This window comes from Candidatus Alcyoniella australis (genome assembly GCA_030765605.1).
GTDB classification, from domain to species: Bacteria; Lernaellota; Lernaellaia; order JAVCCG01; family Alcyoniellaceae; genus Alcyoniella; species Alcyoniella australis.
In genome coordinates, this window is the sequence record JAVCCG010000033.1 from 1 (window position 1) to 16705 (window position 16705).

Consider the following 16705-nt stretch of genomic DNA (forward strand, 5'->3'; position numbering starts at 1 on the left):
GCTGGAGTCCGCGGCCAACCTGGCCGAGTCCGGCAAGATCGAGCCGCAACACCTGCGGATTCCGATCAAACAGCGCCCCGCGCAACAATCGCCGGATGCCTCCTCGGACCAGGTGCTGACCATGGCCGAAGTCGAACGCTCGCACATCGTGCAGACCTACCAGCGACTGAACAGCAATAAGAGCCGCACTGCCCGCGCCCTGGGCATCGGCTTGCAGACCCTGCACCGCAAACTCAAATCGTACGGCGTGAAATAACGACCCGGGCGGCTACGCCGGAATCAACATCCACTTCTAGCCCGGTTTTTTATGTCTATATGAAAATTATTTTTTAAGTGTAGAATATCTTGACCGGATACGCAATATTAAGAATTGGGAATAGGCAGGAGGGCTCATGTCCAATACGATTGAAGATTATACAACGCATTTTAATTCTGCAGAAGATTTCCTTGAAAAACTAAATCCCACCAAGGAGCCATGGTTAAGAAAAAGGCAAGCGGAACAAGGGGACATAGGTGAGGAGTATGAGGTTATCCCTGATTATTGGATTTTCAGGGGGCAGCCATTAGATATTGATCCTGGATTGAAACCATCTGCTTTGCGTAACGACACATCATCCTCCGATCTTAGTAAAAACTGCATCAGATATAAAAAGAATTATCTCAGAAGAAAACTAGAAAAAGGAAACGCTGAAGAGGCAATATACGAAAATCGGCTTCAAGTCGGTGCTGAGTTTGATCTGCTTCGTGATTTCTGTAAGGCAGCGGATTGGCAGGGAAGGAAACTGCCTCGTTATACTACTGAGTTTCGTGATCGTCTTTTGGGTGTGACGGTTCGTGCTGCCTTAATGAAAATCGAAAACCCGTGCCCATGGCCAAATAAAAACTACTTTGAATTGCTCGCGCTTGCACAGCATTACGAAGTGCCCACAAGATTATTGGATTGGACTGAAAAATCATATATTGCGGCCTACTTCGCCGCGGAAATGGCTGCCCAGTCTGAATATAATCCAAAGCATGGTGAAGTAAAAGTTGTCGTATGGGCGCTGAATACAAGATTCATTAAAAAATTTCCCTACGGGATTTCCATTGAAATAATAAACCCAATAAGAGCTAACAATCCGAACCTCGCGGCTCAGAGGGGCCTGTTTACCCTCGTAACAGATAGTGAAATAATGTCCCTTGATAAAATCCTCTGCCTCTTCGATAAAGACAAACTGAAAAATGAAATAAAGGACATTAAGGATTCGCTTAAAAACGAAATGGAAAGCATGATAGATGATGGAATTATTAAGAAATTCACTCTTGCCCGAGGAAAGGCAGGGATCCTGCTGCAGCTGCTCTATGAGATTGGTTACCATAGTGGCACTTTAAAACCAAGCCTGTCCGGAGCGGCGGGATGGGCCAAGGAGAGAACGCTCTGGCCTGACCACCCAAAACAATCCTAGAGATAAATATTCTCCTGACCAAACAGGGCCAGTTCAAACCTCATTCACCATCCGCACGCAGATCCTTCGTCCAGGGGCCTCAGGATGACAGTTTATCGTTCAATATTAAGCGTATAGATCGTTTATGTCATTCACCGCCGCGCATTTGACCTATCTCAAACTGAGCTAGATTTTCAGGAAACCTTTAAATTCATCGTCTTACAACAATACGTGTGCCGTTTTGGCATGAACAGTTGGATTGTGCAGTGCTGGCAATTCCGTAGGCCGAATTGTAACACCCCAATATCACATAACTATTATTTTTCGCCGTGTTGGCACGTTGCGTGTAATACCGAGAGTTGCATCGATTAAGAAAACGGAGACCGTGGATGAAAGTCAGGTCGATCACCCTTGAGATCCTGCAGCTGGTATTTATCGGCCTGGCGATCGTCCTCTTCCTCTCCGTTCATATAGCGAGCGGACCCGAGTGGGCAGCAACCCAGAGCCAAGGCGAACTAGGCTCGCTCGGGTCCAATTCCGACTTTGAACAGGGTCAGGCGCGCATTGAGGTCGATTCGGCCTCGGGCAAGTACGTTGTGGTCCAGGCGGTGAAGGTGCAACCGTGAGAGTACTGGTAGTCGACGACGAGCGCACAATGCTCGAGACGATCCGCCGCGGATTACTGCTCTACGGCCACGAGTGTCTGACCGCAATCGACGCGGACGAAGCCCTGATCCAGATCGATAGTCCCCAGGGCGAGATGATCGACCTGTTGCTCACCGACCTGACCATGCCCGGCAAATCGGGACTGTCGTTGATCGAACAGGCTCGGACGATCCGCAAAGAACTGCCGGTTGTGGTGATCACCGGACTGAACTCGAGCATGGACATCCAGAAGGTACGCGATCTGGGATTGCCGCTGTTGCAAAAGCCTTTTAATCCTGAGCAGCTGGACTGCACCTTGCGAGAAGCGGCGGCTGCAAAGGTTGAGGATAACCCCTCATGACCCTGCGAGCCCTATCCCCACCGAAATCCCACCCCAAACTGCCCCAATCTGAATCTACTCGTTTGCCGGGGGAGAGCAAGGCTCCCCCGGTGGACTCGACCCCCAAGTCCGGGTCGTCTCAGTTCTGGGTGGGATTGCTCAAGAAACTCAAGGAAAAAAACAACAATTCTTCCCCGGACCGGGAATCGAAGTCATAATCTGCCACCAGCCTGACGCTCAGTACCTCCCTGCATATACCAGTCGCCCGGCCCGCTTACCCTTTCCCGGCGTTCACCCTCATAGTCTGAATTGCGTCCTACTGCGACACCTTGGACGCCTCGCAATTGATCCCCAATAGTCCGAGCCTAGTCCGTCAGTGCCGCCGCGCAAGCATGCTGTCGAGCATGCCGTGGGCCAGATCGATCACGCGCGCGCTGTGCGGCACTACGATCCCCATGCTCAGCAGCCTGTAGGTCAGCGAGATCGGCGGAATCGGGCAGCCGGAAATAAACCGGCCGCGATCCGCGTGCTCCACCGCGCAGTCGCCGATCACGAACGTCCGCTGCGGATCCAGGTCGTCGGGCAGATCCTTGACATCGGCGCCGATGATGAAGTTCATGCCGCGCAGCAGCCGCCAGTCGTTGTGTTTGGCGAACGGGTCCAGGGTGCCGCGGACCATCCCGGCGCAGCCCTGGGTGCAGGCCCGGCCGCTGCCCAGGAACACTCGCACTGACGGGTCGTAGTCCGCGAAGTCGCAGCGCGGACGCACCAGCGCCCTGGCGTGGGAGTTAAGCAGACTATCGCCGAGCAGCTCGATCTGATTGCGGTCGATGGGGCCCAGTCCCAGCTCGCAGAGCAGTCGCAGATGTTCGATCTCACGCGGCTGATAACCCATCAGCAGGCAGCTGATCGCGTCGGCTGCCGGGCCGCAATCCGAACCCACGATCAGTCCCAGCGGCGCGGGATCGCAGTGCATCGGCCCCTGGCCCTGTCCGGCGACGATCGCGTCGGCAAGCACGAAGTCCGGCGGCCGCGTGCGGTAGAGGTCGGCGATCTTGCGGTGGATGTGGAAGTGGTGGTTGGGCAGCCGCTCGGGAGCCAGCAGCAGGCCCATGTGGTTCTTCACCGACAGGCTGACCTCCGTGTACATGTTGACCTTGATCTTGGGCAGGCTGATCAGCAGGTCGGCGTCCATCATCCGCTGCGGCATGCGAAAGCTCGACTCGACGATCGGATTGTCGATCCGCACATCGCAGCGCGGCTCGTCGCATAGATAAAGCGGCTGGGCGATTCCGCGGATCAACGGCAGTACGCCCATGGCGTGAAACCCGGATTGCGAACAGCCGACCAGGCAATCCTCGCCGACCCAGACCGTGCGCGCTCCCATGCGCCGCAGGGCCAGGGCCACACCGGCCACGAACTCGGGCTGCGTGTTGACCCCGCGATTTTTCGGCGGTCGCGCCGGATAGACGAAGCTGGGCTTGAGGAAGATTTTGCGACCGCGCGCATCGACCTGCGCCCGTTGCAAGATCAGTTCGATCTTGGCCGCGATTTGTTCGACATCGTATTCTGCCTGCGCCTCAAGCTGCACGAGCGGATTCATGATGCGCTACTCCGTCCCAAGGCCGAATCGAGGCGGGCGGTTGTCTGGCACCCATTAGATGCGTTGACAAGCCGCACTGTCAACCGCTGCGCGCCGTGCCCTGGCGCTCCGACGCCGATTGCGCACAATTATTTCCGTCGGCTAACTACCTACTGGATTGCGGTTATTTCCTATGCTAATCTTCGCTCGGCCGCACACTGAGTTCGCACGAACGGGGGATTGTCTTGGCAGAGCTTTTCGGCGCATATCACCAGGGGATGATCTCCTGGCAGATTGCCCTGCTCTCGTTTCTGATTGCGGTACTGCTCAGCAGCATGATCTCCAAGACATATCAGTTTACTTACGAGGGGCTCTCCTGGTCCAAGTCGCTGACCCAGGCACTGGTGCTGGGCAGCGTAGTGACCTGCATGATGATGATGGCCATCGGCGACAACGTGGCGCGCGGCATCGGCGTGTTCGGCACGCTGGCGATCATCCGCTTCCGCACAAATTTGCGCGATCCGCGCGACATCATCTTCGTCTTCTCCGCGTTGGGCACCGGCGTGGCCGCGGGCGCGCAGAGCTTCGCCGTGGGCATCCTGGGCACCCTGACCTTCTGCCTGCTGGCGATCGGCATGAAATGGGGCAACATCGGCTCGCTGCGCCAGCACAACGGCTCGATCCGTTTCCAGCTCGCCCCGGGTTCCGAGTCGCTGGAACAGGTGCGCGGCCTGCTGGGCTCGGGCACGCGCAGCTTCTCGCTGGTGGCGATGAACGAACTGGCTCAGGGCACCTTGATCGACTACACCTACCAATTACGCCTGCGCAACATCGACAAGGCCGAACAACTGCTGCTCGAGTTGGGCAAGGTCGAGGGGATCCAGGGACTGAAGTTTATCAGCCAAGAAGGCTCGGTGGAGCTGTAGCATGGATACTTGCGGCTGATGCGCTCGCGCGCCTGGTTCTGGATCGCCTGGGTGCTGATCGCGCTGGCCGCGGCCTGGCTCTACGGCGCGTACCGCAGCCCGGGCAACTACGTGGGCATTGTCGAGGCGCTGCGGCATAACGTCAGCGCACAACTTCCCGGCACACTGATCGAGCTGAGGGTCGATATCGGCGATCGGGTCGAGGCCGGACAATTATTGGGGCGGGTCCAAGGCATGGACGCGCTTTTGGCAGACGGGCTGCGCGTTCGCAGCGACCTGTTCACGCTCCAGTCGCGTCTGCGCGATGAGCTGAGCGGTCTGGCCGCGGACGAGGCCGAGAGCAGCGCGCTGAACTCCGAGATCAAGCGCCTCGAGCAGGCGCGCGATGCCGGAGTGGTGCGCTCCAGCGAGTTGACCCAACTGCGGCTGCGACGCGCCGCGTTACGCGCCAAGGTCGCGCGCCAGCGTACATTGCTGGCGCAGCAGACCGGAGAGCAAGCTCCCGTCGAACTTCAGCAAGGGCTCGATCAACTGCTGGCCGCGCCCGATTCCGGCGCCCTGCTCTCGCCGTGCGCCGGAGTAGTGGTCGAGCGGTTTGCCGCAACGGGAGATACGGTCGACGCCTTTATCCCGCTGCTGATTGTCCAGCAACTCGAGACGACCCACGTCAACGCCTACGTGCCCGAGCAGAACAATTTGCCAATGGTCCGCGGAGCGCGGGTCATGGTCGGCAGCAAACGACCGGGCATCGTGGAAACCGGCGGCACGATCGTCTTTGTCCATCCGGGGTTCACTCTCCTGCCCTTGCGGCTGCTCATCGGACAGCAGCAGACCTGGGCGCGCCAAGTCTACGTTGAGCTCGACCAGGGACACGCCCTGCTGCCCGGTGAACAGGTGCGGGTCGTGCTGATCGACAAGCCGGAGCAATGATCCGCCGAAAACTGCCCGTGGTGGAGTTGCTGCTGATCGTCGCCTGGATCGGCGTGGGCTGCTACCACCCAAATCCCGCGCCCGCACCCCGCGCAGCATCCGCCATCGACGTGCCCTCCTACCACTCCGAATATGCCGCTGGCCGAACCCTTGACGAGCAGGCCGCGGTGGAGCTGGCGTTGCAAAACGACTTTTCCCTGGACGCGCTGGCCCGCGACATCGAGCTGGCGCGATCACAGGCGCGTGTCAGCGGCGCTTTCCCCGACCCCGAGCTGCGGGTCGGACAGCTCTCGTCGCACGACCTGGACGGCACCCTGCACTCGCTGGAGCTCGGGCTGCGCTTCAGCACCCCCTACGTCGGCGAGCGCGCGGCCACGCGCGACGCGGACGAGGCGCGGGCCGATCTTTCGCAGTCCGAATTGATCGCCGAACAGATCGACCGCAGCGACTGGGTGCGGCTGGGATTCTCGCAGATCGTCAGGCTCGAGGGTCTGGTCGAGATCTGCCACAGCGAAGTGCAGTACCGCTCGCAGCTACTCGATCTGCTGCGCACTCAGGCCGCGATCAACGAGCGCACCAACATCGAGCTGGTCAACGCCGAGCTCGAGCTGTTCAACGCGCAACAACAGCTGTCAAAGCGCGAAAACGATTTGCGTACGCTGCAACGTTCGCTGGCCGCGGCCGTGGGATTGGAAACGCTCCCCGCGCTGGAGCCGGTCTTTGAACAGCGTATCGAGCTCGACCGCGAGCAACTGCTCTCAGAGGCCTTTGCCGCGCGTCCCGAGCTGCTCGAGACCTCGAGCAACTATCGCCTGTCCCAGGCGCGCCGTCACCTCGAACGAGTCCGAACCATCCCCTGGATCAGCTTTGTCGAGCCCTCGTACCGCCGCGAGTACGACGAGGACAACGACGAGACCGAGCACTGGGCTGAGCTGCGTTTCGGCATTGCCCTGCCGATCTTCAACCTGGGCCGCGTGGGCGTGCGGGCTGAGGAACTGGCAATGCAGCGCGACCTGTCGCGGCTGCGCGGCATCGAAGGCCAAATCGCCATCGAGCTCGACCAGGCGCTGTCCGAGTATCGACGGCTGTGGGACGACAACGAACAGTTCGCCGCCACCCTGACCCGCCTGGAGGACCAGGTGCGCCAGACCATCGAGCTGGGCCGCGCCAACCCCGAGGCCGATCCGCTGGATCTGATCGATCTGCAATTGGAGCTGCTGCAGGTACGACGCGCCCGAGTCGAGTTTCGGGCCCTGCTTTCCCAGGTGCGCATCGACCTGCTGCGCGCCGTGGGCGAAATCCACAGCGCACAGCCGCCCCACTGACATACCCCCCAACGATTAAAAATTATTACAAATAGTTATTGGCCCTACATTTAGTAACGCTATCATAGCGCTTCACCATGACGATAAGGTTAATTAACATATTGTTATTAAAGGTGATTCATATCATAGAGAGCCCGGCACGCTTTGTGCTACTTATGTTGCATGGAAGCTTCGAGATTAACCGCGCCCTTGGTCCCCAATGACTTGGGCGTACGGCGTCAGCATTTGAGAGTCAACCAGGCGGGATCGAAAATGAGCAGCAACGGTAGATACGGCACTGTAAGCTCGATCAAGCGTTATGAGAACAAATTCCTAATACCGGAGTCTCTAAGCGCTGAGATCAGGGATTATATAAGGTTTTTCTCGCACCCCGACCCGCTGTCCGAGGACGGCTTGGGCAACTACACCGTTCACAGCCTCTACCTTGACACCCCTGATTTGGCGTTCTACATGGCCAACCATCTGAAGGTCAACTCGCGGCTCAAACCGCGCGTGCGTTTTTTCGGCAATCAGCCCAACGGAACTCTGTTTCTGGAGGTCAAACGCCGCCAGGGGCAGATCGTCTGGAAAACCAGAGAACGCATCAGCACGGCGATCTGGCCCAAGATCCTGCTCTCTCCGGAAGATGTCGACGACAACAGCCAAAGCCCCGAGTCCAATATCGAGGATGCCTTTGCCAGCTTCACCAATGTCACGCAGTCTTTTCAGGCGATTCCCATGGCCCACGTGCGCTATCGGCGCGAGGCGTACGTCAGCGACATCGATAATTACGTGCGGATCACCTTTGACCGGCGGCTCTCCGGCGCCCTGGCCCGGGGCAGCGCCAATCTGAATATCGACGAGCATGACATGTTCCATTTCGACGACGCGCACACCAGCAAATTCTTTGAATCGCCCGTGGTGCTTGAGATCAAGTGCGAGTCGCTGATTCCGCAGTGGGTCGTGGACCTAGTGCAGCGTTTTCGTCTGACCAAGCGCGGTTTCTCGAAATACTACAACACGATGCGCATGGGGATGTTCGAACACGGCGGAGCACACGAGGTAAGGGCCGCGCGTTTCATGACCAACTGAATTAAAAAAAGGCTGGCATCGTCGCCCCATCGGCATGACAATGCTCAATGATGAATACTATCCAAAGGAGAGATCGCATGTCCCGTAAAACTATCGGCCTTTGGCATTGGGCGCTGCTGGCCATGCTGTTGGCAACACTGCTGGCCATGGGCGCGGCCTGCGACTCGGGCGACGACGACGATGACGATGACGACGACGTAGATAACCCGGCGCAACCTGCGGCGGGCGAGGCGCTATTCACCGAAATCATGTACGACCCGCTGGCACTGGAAGACATCGTGGGCGAGTGGGTCGAGCTGCTTAACACGACCCAGACCGCGTTCAACCTGCGCGGCTGTGTTTTCAGCGACGAAAACGAAGAGCATCTCAGTACGATCGAGACCGACCTCGCGCTCCCGGCCAACGGCTATCTGATTTTGGGCATCGGCCTGGATGACAACCAAAGCCCGGCCCAGCCCGACTGGACCTGGGGCGAATACAACCTGGGCAACTCCGGCGATACGGTCAGCCTCACCTGCTCCGGTGAAGTAATCGACCAAGTTGTCTACGACGAAGCCGCGATGGACTACGACCCGGTGAAGGGCGCCAGCCTGGCCCTCTGTCCGGGCTCCGAGGACACGACAGCCAACGACGACATGGCGGCCTGGCGCTTCTCCACCAGCGCGATGTCCGATGGCGACCTGGGCACCCCGCGCGAGGCCAACGACCCCTGTCAGTGATGCGGTTGTTTTGGCTGTTGCTGATTCCGATCCTGTGTTTCACGGCGCTGCCCGGCTGTGAGAGCCCGGACGAGGAAAAAGAAGAAGACAGCGGAGACGACGACGACAGCGTAGACGACGATGATCTTGACGACGACGACGATGACGATCAGCTGCCTGCGGTTTGCGACGAGATCTACCAACAGGACAACCTGCCGTTATTCGAAATCCAGATCGCCCAGTCCGACTGGGACGAGCTGCTCTACAACTACCAATACGGCATGGAGATCCCTGAGCCCCGGTCGTACTTCCCGCTGATCGAGTTCCGCTACGGCGACGAGACGATCAGCAACGCGGCGATCAGACTGCGCGGCAGCCCGGACCACTGGTGGCCCGACCCCAAGATGCAATTCAACATCTCGTTCAAACAGTACGACGAGGACGGACGCTTCCGCGGCATGCGCAAGCTCAACCTGGACAACGCGCACGGCGATCACACCATTTTCCACGACCGCTTGGGCATGCAGTTCTTCCGCGACCTGGGCGTGCCCGCACCGTGCGTCAACCACGCTAAGCTCAACATCAACGGCGAGTACTTCGGGCTCTACGTCAACATCGAACACGTTGACCAGGAGTTCCTGCGGCGCAATTTCGGCAAACAGGACGAGGGCAACCTGTACAAGAGCATGTCGCACTTCATCTACGAGAAGAAGACCAACGAGTCCGACCCGGACATGAGCGATGTGGAGCTGTTCGAGGCTGACCTGAACCTCGACGAGCTCGACGCGATCACCGACCTGGACGAGGCGATCGTCGAGTGGGCGGGCGAGGCGCTGGCGCCGCACCTGGACGGCTACTTCGCCGGCGCGGTGAACTACTACCTCTACAATCACCCCCAGCGCGGGTTCATCTTCATCCCCTGGGACATCGACTACTCGTTCGATCTGGCCCCATACGAGTTGGACCTGATCGATTTCGTCAGCAGCTGGGGGCATGGAAAGCCCAAACAGTTCCTGACAGTACTCACTGACAACGGCTGGTACCAGCGCTATCTTTCAGAGATCGAACGCGCACGGACTTACTACGATCCGGAGCTGCTTAATCAGCGGATCGACTTATACGCGGACCAGATCGAGGACGCGATGGCAACCGATCCCAACCCGAGTTTCACGCTGGTCGAGCACCAGCAGGCCGAGTCCAACCTGCGCCAACATATTGCGAAACGATGGGAGTTCTCGCAGGGCTGGCTGAACTGCGCTGGCGGCGAGGTCGAACACCAGACGCTGGTGGCCGGGTCCGTCGATTACCAGGTGATCACCACCCCGTGTTCATGGAACCGCGCCCGGGAGAACTGCGAACTGCTCGGCGGCGACCTGGCAGTGCCGCGCAACGCGGACGAACAGACGTTGTTGAGCAACGCGCTGTTCAGCATGGCCCCGGGCAAGGTCTGGATCGGTGCCAACGACCTGACCCAGGAAGGCCTGTGGACCGACGCTGCGGGCAATCCGTTGAGCCACTTGTTCTGGGGCCCTGGACAGCCTTCGGAACACGACCACATCGACTGCGTCCAGATGATCGAATACTACGACGGACTGTGGAGTGACGACTACTGCGCACGTCCCCGTCCTTCCGTTTGCACTGCCGACAAATAAGGATGGCGCTGAAAATGAACATCTCGCGGTTCACAATTTTCGCAATCTGCCTGATGCTTTTACTGGGCCTGCTCTCGATCGCCTGCGACGAATCGGGCGATGATGATGACGACGATGCCGCAGACGATGACACCGGCGACGACGACGACGACATTGATCTCCCCGGCGCCTGCGACGAGGTGTTCGACCCAGATCAGCTTCCGACTTACGATATCCAGATCGACCCCGGCCAGTGGGCCAACCTGCAGTACGAGTGGGCCAATTGGGCCGATCGCATGGACGAGGGACTGCCGACCAAGCCCTACCACCCTTTGATCTCCTTTAAGTACGCTGACGAGGTCGTGGAGAACGCCGCGATCCGACTCAAGGGCAGCGAGCTGAACTGGGGATCGAGCCCCGATAAGATGCAGTTCAACATCTCTTTCAAGCAGTACGACGACAGCGGTCGCTGGCACGGCATGCGCAAGGTCAATCTCGACGCGCCGCACAACGACCCGAGCATGCTGCGCGAACGAATCGCCTTCTGGTACTTCCGCGAGCTTGGCTTGTCTGCACCGTGCGCCAACAGCGCGCGGCTGATGGTCAACGGCGAGTACTATGGTCTGTTCACCAACATCGAGCATGTGGACCAGGAGTTTCTAGAGCGTAACTTCGGTAAGGACGCAGCCGAGGGCAACTTATATAAAACCGGCGAGAAGCAGACCAACGAGTCCGACCCGGATATCAGCGATTGGGAACAGTTCGATTCCGAGTTGACCCTGGAGCAGCTCGAACAGCTTGTAGACCTGGAGCAGGCAGTGCAGATGTGGGTCGGCGAGGCGGTCATCCCCCAGGTCGACGGCTATTGGGCCGGCGGCGACAACTGGTACATCTACAACCACCCCCAGCGCGGCTTCGTGTTCATTCCCTGGGACAACGACTACTCCTTTACCGTTGCCGGAATGAACGTCGACCCGATCACTTGGGAGGCCCCGTGGGGCCACGGCAAGCCCGCACACTTCTTGACGATGATCCAAGACACCGACTGGTTCCTGTATTTCCTCGAGACTTTCGATTCGGCGCTGTACGTGTTCGACCCCGAGGTGCTGCACGCGATGATCGACCAGTACGCCGAACAGATCGCCGAGGCAATGGACGCGGACGCCAACAAGCCCTACTCCACCGACGACCATCTGGACGCAATCGACGCAACCTACACGCACGTGGAACAGCGCCAGCTCTTTGGTTTTGAGTGGCTCGACTGCAAGAACGGCGCGGGGACGTTCGAGGAATACGAGTTCGGCGGACGGACCTTCGGCGTCTGGCACACCTCCTGCTCGTGGCACAACGCCCTGAACTACTGCCAGTACCTGGGCGGCAGCCTGGCGGTCCCCCTTGACGCGGACGATCAGTTGTTCCTGACCAACACCTTGTTGGGGCTGATCGATGACGATTGGTGGATCGGCGCCAACGACATTGACGAAGACGACGTCTGGACCGACCCGGACGGAACGATCCTCTCGTACCTTCCTTGGGGGCCGGATCAACCCTCCGAAAGCCCGGGCGTTGATTGCGCCACCATGGACGATTACCGCGACGGCCTATGGGCCGGAGACTACTGCAGTAGGCCCCACCCCTCGGTCTGCGTAATGCCCTAGGCACCTTTGAGGTGCCACAAAACTCGCGTAGTTCGCTGGTCGTAACGCCACGAGCCTCTCCGCGCCCGGCTTTGAGCCGGGCAAAACTCGCAAGTGGATCAAACTCGTAGCTCAACGATGATCCCCGCGACGCGGGGCAGATCGGCGTAGAACGACCAGGGAAATATGCGTTTTTTGTGGCGGCTCAAAGCCGCCGCTGCGAGCCTACACACAAAGATCGTTTTCACGATCTTTCCCCACCTCCCTGTCGCGGAAAGCGCAGCGTTGCACGTTGCTTTGTCCGTTACGCGGCCGATGGTATCGTAACGTCCGACAATTCGGACGGAGACAAAATGGCGTCGGAAAAGAAAGTCCACACCACGCGCGGCGGGCGTTTCTTCAAGCTCGGCGGGCTCAGCGCGCGGGTCGGATCTTCGTACCTGGGCGAGCGCATCAAGGATACGTTCCTGTCCCAGGACAAACGCCGCGACTCGCTGTCCAAGGCCCACACCCGCAACGCCCAGCGCGTGGTCGAAACCTTCGGCGAGCTCAAGGGCGCGGCAATGAAGCTCGGCCAGCAGATCAGCCTCGCCGCGGACATCCTGCCGCCGGAAATCACGCAGGTGCTCTCGCAACTCCAGCGCACCGCGCCGCCCGTGCCGTTCTCACAGTTGCGCGAGCAGTTCCTCAGCGAGCTGGGACGCGAGCCAGAGGAGCTGTTTCAGAGCATCGACCAGACCGCCCACGCCTCGGCCTCCATCGGCCAGGTGCACCGCGCGGTACTTAAAGACGGCCGCGAGGTGGTCGTTAAAATCCAGTACCCCAACGTCGATCAGATGGTCGAGAGCGACCTGTCCAATTTGCGCTCGTTGGTGCGCACCATCGGCCGCGCCTGGTTCAAGGCCGACGTGGATAAATTTTTCGAGGAGGTGCGCGAGCTGATCACCGAGGAGCTGGATTACGAGATCGAGTCGTACAACCTCAAGCTGTTCCGCAAGCTGCTACGCGACCGCGACGACGTATTAATCCCCGAGCCGCTGGACGACTACAGCTCGCAACGCGTGCTGACCATGACCTATCTCGAGGGGCGTTCGTGGGACGAGCTGTGCTCGGATCGTGTCGATCAGTCGTTGCGCAACGAGCTTGCCGCGCGGCTGTTCGAGCTGCTGCTGCATCAGGTGTTCGATTTGCACGTGCTGCACGCTGACCCGCATCCGGGCAACTACGCCCTGGATAGCCGAAACCGGCTGGTGATCTACGACTTCGGCTGCATTAAAAAATTCCCCGCACAGTTCGTACAGGCCTACCAACAAACGCTCAGCGACGGTTTCCACCGCCGCTTCGAGCGGCTGCCCGAGGACTGCGATAATTTGGGAATTCGCGTGCTGGACGACGATCGCCCCGATCCGCAGATCTATCGCCAGGCCTGCGAGATCGGTCTCGAGCCGTTTGGCCGCGACGCGCCCTACCCGATGCATCTATCGGACGTCCACGAGAAGATGCAGCAGTGGGGCACTGAAAATTATATGATGATGCGCAAATTCGATGCTCCGCCGAACATCATCATGCTCAACCGCGTGATCGGCGGGATGTACGGCAACTTCCGCCGGCTGCGGGCCGAGGCTAACTGGCACGCGATCCTCGAGCCGTACTGCCGTAGTGTGGATTGACGGAGGTTTGATGCCCAAACGACAAATTGAGAAGGTCCCATTTAACCGCCCCCATCTGACGGGCAACGAGCTTCAGTACGTGTCCCGCGCCATTGAAAGCGGCTGGATCTCGGGCGACGGCGAATACACCCGGCGCTGCAACGAGCTGCTCGCAAAGCTAACCGGCGCGCCCAAGGTGCTGCTCACCACATCGTGCACCCACGCGCTGGAGCTCAGCGCGCTGCTGCTCGACCTCAAGCCCGGCGACGAGGTGATCGTGCCCTCGTTCACCTTTGTCAGCACGGTCAATCCCTTTGTGCTGCGCGGGGCCAAGCCGGTCTGGATCGACATCCGGCCCGACACCCTGAACCTCGACGAGTGCCTGATCGAGGGGCTGATCAGCAAACGCACCCGCGCTCTGGTCGCGGTGAACTACGCCGGGGTTGCCTGCAAATACGATCAAATCCGCGAGATCTGCGATCGCCACAACATTGCGCTGATCGAGGACAATGCCCACGGCCTGTTCGCCTCCTATCGCGGACGTCCGCTGGGCACCTTCGGCGAGTTGGCCACGTTGAGCTTCCACGAGACCAAGAACGTGACCTGCGGCGAGGGCGGCGCGTTGATTATCAACGACCCGCGGCACATCGAACGCGCCGAGATCATCCGCGAAAAAGGGACCAATCGCTCGCGCTTCTTCCGTGGCGAAGTCGATAAGTACACCTGGGTCGACCTGGGCTCGAGCTATTTGCCCTCGGAAATCAACGCCGCGTTTCTTTTTGCCCAGCTCGAAGCGCGGGAGCGGATCCAGGCCGGTCGCCGCGCCATCTGGGAGCGCTACCACGACGAGCTGATGGATTGGGCGCAAGATTGCGAGGTCTGGCTGCCCCATGTCTCGCCCGAATACGAGCAGCCGTACCACATGTTCCAGTTGCTGATGCCCACCAATCAGTCGCGCGATCGACTGCTGGCCTATCTGCGCGAACGCGAGATCTACGCGGTGTTTCACTACCTGCCGCTGCACCAGTCCAAGATGGGAAACAAGTTGGGTGCGCGGGCCGAGGAATGCCCGGTGACCGTGGACGTCAGCAGTCGGCTGGTGCGGCTGCCGTTCTACAACGGCATGTCCCAGCAGGATCAGCAACGGGTGATCCAGGAGCTGTGCGCATTCGTTCCCTGAGCGAAGAATGAATTATGAGAACTCTCGTTCCCTATCTCGCTTGGTATAAAAAACGGACCGGGTGGGGCCTGGACAGGTGGTCCGCCATGGCGCTCTCGGCCTTGTTGGTAGGCACTCTTTGCTGCTGCGCAATCTCACACGCACATCAGGAAGATTTGATTTATACCAACGCCCTTGAGCTGGGCTCCCTGAAACAGGGATTGCTCGGCAACGATGTTGTGCGCGAGCTTGCCGATGCTGCGGCTGGAAAGCGTTTCATCGCTTTGGGTGAGGGAGACCACTTCGTAGCAGAGAAGTACGGCTATCGGCTGGCGTTTCTGCGAACGCTGGTCATCGATCAGGGAGTGCGCCTGATCGCGATGGAGATCGGCGGCTCCGATGCCCGTCGCATCGACGAGTTCCTGCGAACCGGCGATGAGGGTTGGCTCAATCAGGTGGTGCTCTACGGCTTTCGCGGCAACACCGATTCTGAACGCCGTGAACTCAGTCCGTTTCCTCCCGTACCACCGGCCTCTTGCGAAGAGCGCTTCATCACAGCCGAACGCTCTTTTTGGAAAGACGTGCACGAGCTCAGCGAAGAAGCGCGATCCATTGACGGCCGACGGATCGAACTATACGGATTTGACTTCGATGCCAAGCCCGGCGGGGGTTACCGGGACGCTCGCGATGCCCTTGCGCAATGCTCGGCAGACCCGTTTGTCGATCAATTGCGTGCAGCGCTGACCCCACCAAGCGGATCGGGCGGCAGGGCTGAAATCGCCCGCATCAGGACGCTGGCCCAAGACTTTAGTGCGGCCCGGGACAGGCTTGACACATCCTGCGGGGATGACGCCGCTGGGATTGTCGCTCGCGATCTGCAACTCTTGGCATTGTCCTACGAAATCGCAATCGACTGGTCGGCTGCGGGCAATGACCTCGACGCTCAACGCGCAAGATTCGTGCGACGGGAAGCTCTGATGTTTGAGAGGATGAGCCTGCTTGCGCAACTCAGGCCTGGCGAACGCATCGTGTTGCTGGGGCACAACCTTCACCTCTGCAGATCTTCCACCTCTCTGCGATTTGGTCCCGACGGGCATGACCGGCCCATGTGGTCGAGCGTTGTCACTGAGCTTGAGCAATCCATGCCCGGCTCCACCTACATCGTCTGGTTGCTGTACGGCGAAGGTTCCCGACTGTATCCGACCCCGGAAGACGGATGTGATTCATTGGTCCGACTTCGCAAAGGTTCGCTCGAAGCAATGCTCAGCCAGCAGGGGGAGCAGTTTTTCCTGCCACTAAGATCAGTGCCGCGCGGAACCTGGATTGATCGCAAAATCGGGTTCGGCACACCGACCTCGTACGCCAGCGGGCCCTTGCGTGACGTTGTCGATGCGATCGTTTTTTCAAGAAGTGCCGAGGCAAGTCGCTAGCCCGAATTATTGTCAACTCATCTTGGTTAGAGATAAAATCAGTTAATATTTGAATACTTTTACCAACCATATGCCTTGACGCAGTTGGGAATACGTACTACGTATTATATTAAATCCACAACAGTGATCGCACCAAAAAATCGAATAGTGTTGACTGATGGTCGTGGTGAAAACCGTGTAGCCGACAGGTCGAACAATGGTGAAGCGCTACATTATAGAAACCTTGTCCGGCAGTACCTATAATTCTGCGCGCAATCC

General features: G+C 59.0%; 15 protein-coding genes. 14 read left to right on the forward strand and 1 reads right to left on the reverse strand.

Annotated features, from left to right (window positions below; translation table 11 throughout):
- From P9M14_03675 to P9M14_03690, 4 genes are all read left to right on the forward strand, one after another.
- Positions 1-256, forward strand: a 256-nt coding sequence (locus tag P9M14_03675) for a helix-turn-helix domain-containing protein (protein MDP8254826.1), incomplete at its 5' end; no start/stop codon positions are given.
- A gap of 136 nt (positions 257-392) precedes the next feature.
- Complete coding sequence (locus P9M14_03680; protein MDP8254827.1) at positions 393-1445, forward strand: FRG domain-containing protein; 1053 nt, start codon at positions 393-395, stop codon at positions 1443-1445.
- Positions 1446-1813: 368 nt separating this feature from the next.
- Positions 1814-2050, forward strand: coding sequence for a hypothetical protein (locus tag P9M14_03685; protein ID MDP8254828.1), 237 nt, complete (start codon positions 1814-1816; stop codon positions 2048-2050).
- Positions 2047-2430 (forward strand): response regulator, encoded by a 384-nt coding sequence (locus P9M14_03690; GenBank protein ID MDP8254829.1) that lies wholly within the window; start codon positions 2047-2049, stop codon positions 2428-2430. The genes P9M14_03685 and P9M14_03690 overlap by 4 nt, the downstream gene beginning before the upstream one ends.
- Before the next feature lie 352 nt (positions 2431-2782).
- On the opposite strand, the gene P9M14_03695 is transcribed toward P9M14_03690, so the two are convergent.
- Entirely contained in the window at positions 2783-4012 is a 1230-nt protein-coding gene (locus tag P9M14_03695; GenBank protein MDP8254830.1) for a DUF362 domain-containing protein, read from the reverse strand.
- A gap of 224 nt (positions 4013-4236) precedes the next feature.
- Between P9M14_03695 and P9M14_03700 the strand changes: the two genes are divergently transcribed.
- The 10 genes from P9M14_03700 (at position 4237) to P9M14_03745 (ending at position 16447) form a co-directional block, all read left to right on the forward strand.
- A complete protein-coding gene (locus P9M14_03700) occupies positions 4237-4917 on the forward strand; it encodes a DUF4956 domain-containing protein (GenBank protein MDP8254831.1) in 681 nt (226 codons plus the stop codon).
- Between the two features lie 18 nt (positions 4918-4935).
- Positions 4936-5847 (forward strand): hypothetical protein, encoded by a 912-nt coding sequence (locus P9M14_03705; GenBank protein ID MDP8254832.1) that lies wholly within the window; start codon positions 4936-4938, stop codon positions 5845-5847.
- Entirely contained in the window at positions 5844-7172 is a 1329-nt protein-coding gene (locus P9M14_03710) for a TolC family protein (protein MDP8254833.1), read from the forward strand. Before P9M14_03705 ends, P9M14_03710 begins: the two co-directional genes overlap by 4 nt.
- Before the next feature lie 252 nt (positions 7173-7424).
- Positions 7425-8243, forward strand: a complete 819-nt coding sequence (locus P9M14_03715) for a polyphosphate polymerase domain-containing protein (GenBank protein ID MDP8254834.1) — start codon at positions 7425-7427, stop codon at positions 8241-8243.
- A 77-nt stretch (positions 8244-8320) separates the two neighbouring features.
- On the forward strand, positions 8321-8962 hold the full coding sequence (locus P9M14_03720; protein MDP8254835.1) for a lamin tail domain-containing protein: 642 nt from the start codon (positions 8321-8323) through the stop codon (positions 8960-8962).
- 17 nt (positions 8963-8979) lie between these two features.
- Positions 8980-10593 carry a CotH kinase family protein gene (locus tag P9M14_03725; protein MDP8254836.1) on the forward strand — a complete coding sequence of 538 codons (1614 nt, stop codon included), beginning with the start codon at positions 8980-8982 and terminating at the stop codon, positions 10591-10593.
- A 14-nt stretch (positions 10594-10607) separates the two neighbouring features.
- Positions 10608-12230 (forward strand): CotH kinase family protein, encoded by a 1623-nt coding sequence (locus P9M14_03730; protein MDP8254837.1) that lies wholly within the window; start codon positions 10608-10610, stop codon positions 12228-12230.
- Between the two features lie 332 nt (positions 12231-12562).
- Complete coding sequence (locus P9M14_03735) at positions 12563-13879, forward strand: AarF/ABC1/UbiB kinase family protein (GenBank protein MDP8254838.1); 1317 nt, start codon at positions 12563-12565, stop codon at positions 13877-13879.
- Between the two features lie 10 nt (positions 13880-13889).
- Entirely contained in the window at positions 13890-15038 is a 1149-nt protein-coding gene (gene rffA, locus P9M14_03740; GenBank protein MDP8254839.1) for a dTDP-4-amino-4,6-dideoxygalactose transaminase, read from the forward strand.
- A gap of 86 nt (positions 15039-15124) precedes the next feature.
- The gene (locus P9M14_03745) at positions 15125-16447 is read left to right on the forward strand and encodes an erythromycin esterase family protein (protein MDP8254840.1); all 1323 of its coding nucleotides are present in this window, start codon (positions 15125-15127) and stop codon (positions 16445-16447) included.
- The last annotated feature ends 258 nt before the right edge of the window (positions 16448-16705 follow it).

Coding starts and splice junctions, on each gene's coding strand:
- rffA (MDP8254839.1), top strand. CDS start 13,890: ATGCCCAAACGACAAATTGAGAAGGTCCCATTTAACCGCCCCCATCTG.
- P9M14_03715 (MDP8254834.1), top strand. CDS start 7,425: ATGAGCAGCAACGGTAGATACGGCACTGTAAGCTCGATCAAGCGTTAT.
- P9M14_03730 (MDP8254837.1), top strand. CDS start 10,608: ATGAACATCTCGCGGTTCACAATTTTCGCAATCTGCCTGATGCTTTTA.
- P9M14_03745 (MDP8254840.1), top strand. CDS start 15,125: ATGGCGCTCTCGGCCTTGTTGGTAGGCACTCTTTGCTGCTGCGCAATC.
- P9M14_03705 (MDP8254832.1), top strand. CDS start 4,936: ATGCGCTCGCGCGCCTGGTTCTGGATCGCCTGGGTGCTGATCGCGCTG.
- P9M14_03685 (MDP8254828.1), top strand. CDS start 1,814: ATGAAAGTCAGGTCGATCACCCTTGAGATCCTGCAGCTGGTATTTATC.
- P9M14_03720 (MDP8254835.1), top strand. CDS start 8,321: ATGTCCCGTAAAACTATCGGCCTTTGGCATTGGGCGCTGCTGGCCATG.
- P9M14_03735 (MDP8254838.1), top strand. CDS start 12,563: ATGGCGTCGGAAAAGAAAGTCCACACCACGCGCGGCGGGCGTTTCTTC.
- P9M14_03695 (MDP8254830.1), bottom strand. CDS start 4,012: ATGAATCCGCTCGTGCAGCTTGAGGCGCAGGCAGAATACGATGTCGAA.
- P9M14_03710 (MDP8254833.1), top strand. CDS start 5,844: ATGATCCGCCGAAAACTGCCCGTGGTGGAGTTGCTGCTGATCGTCGCC.
- P9M14_03680 (MDP8254827.1), top strand. CDS start 393: ATGTCCAATACGATTGAAGATTATACAACGCATTTTAATTCTGCAGAA.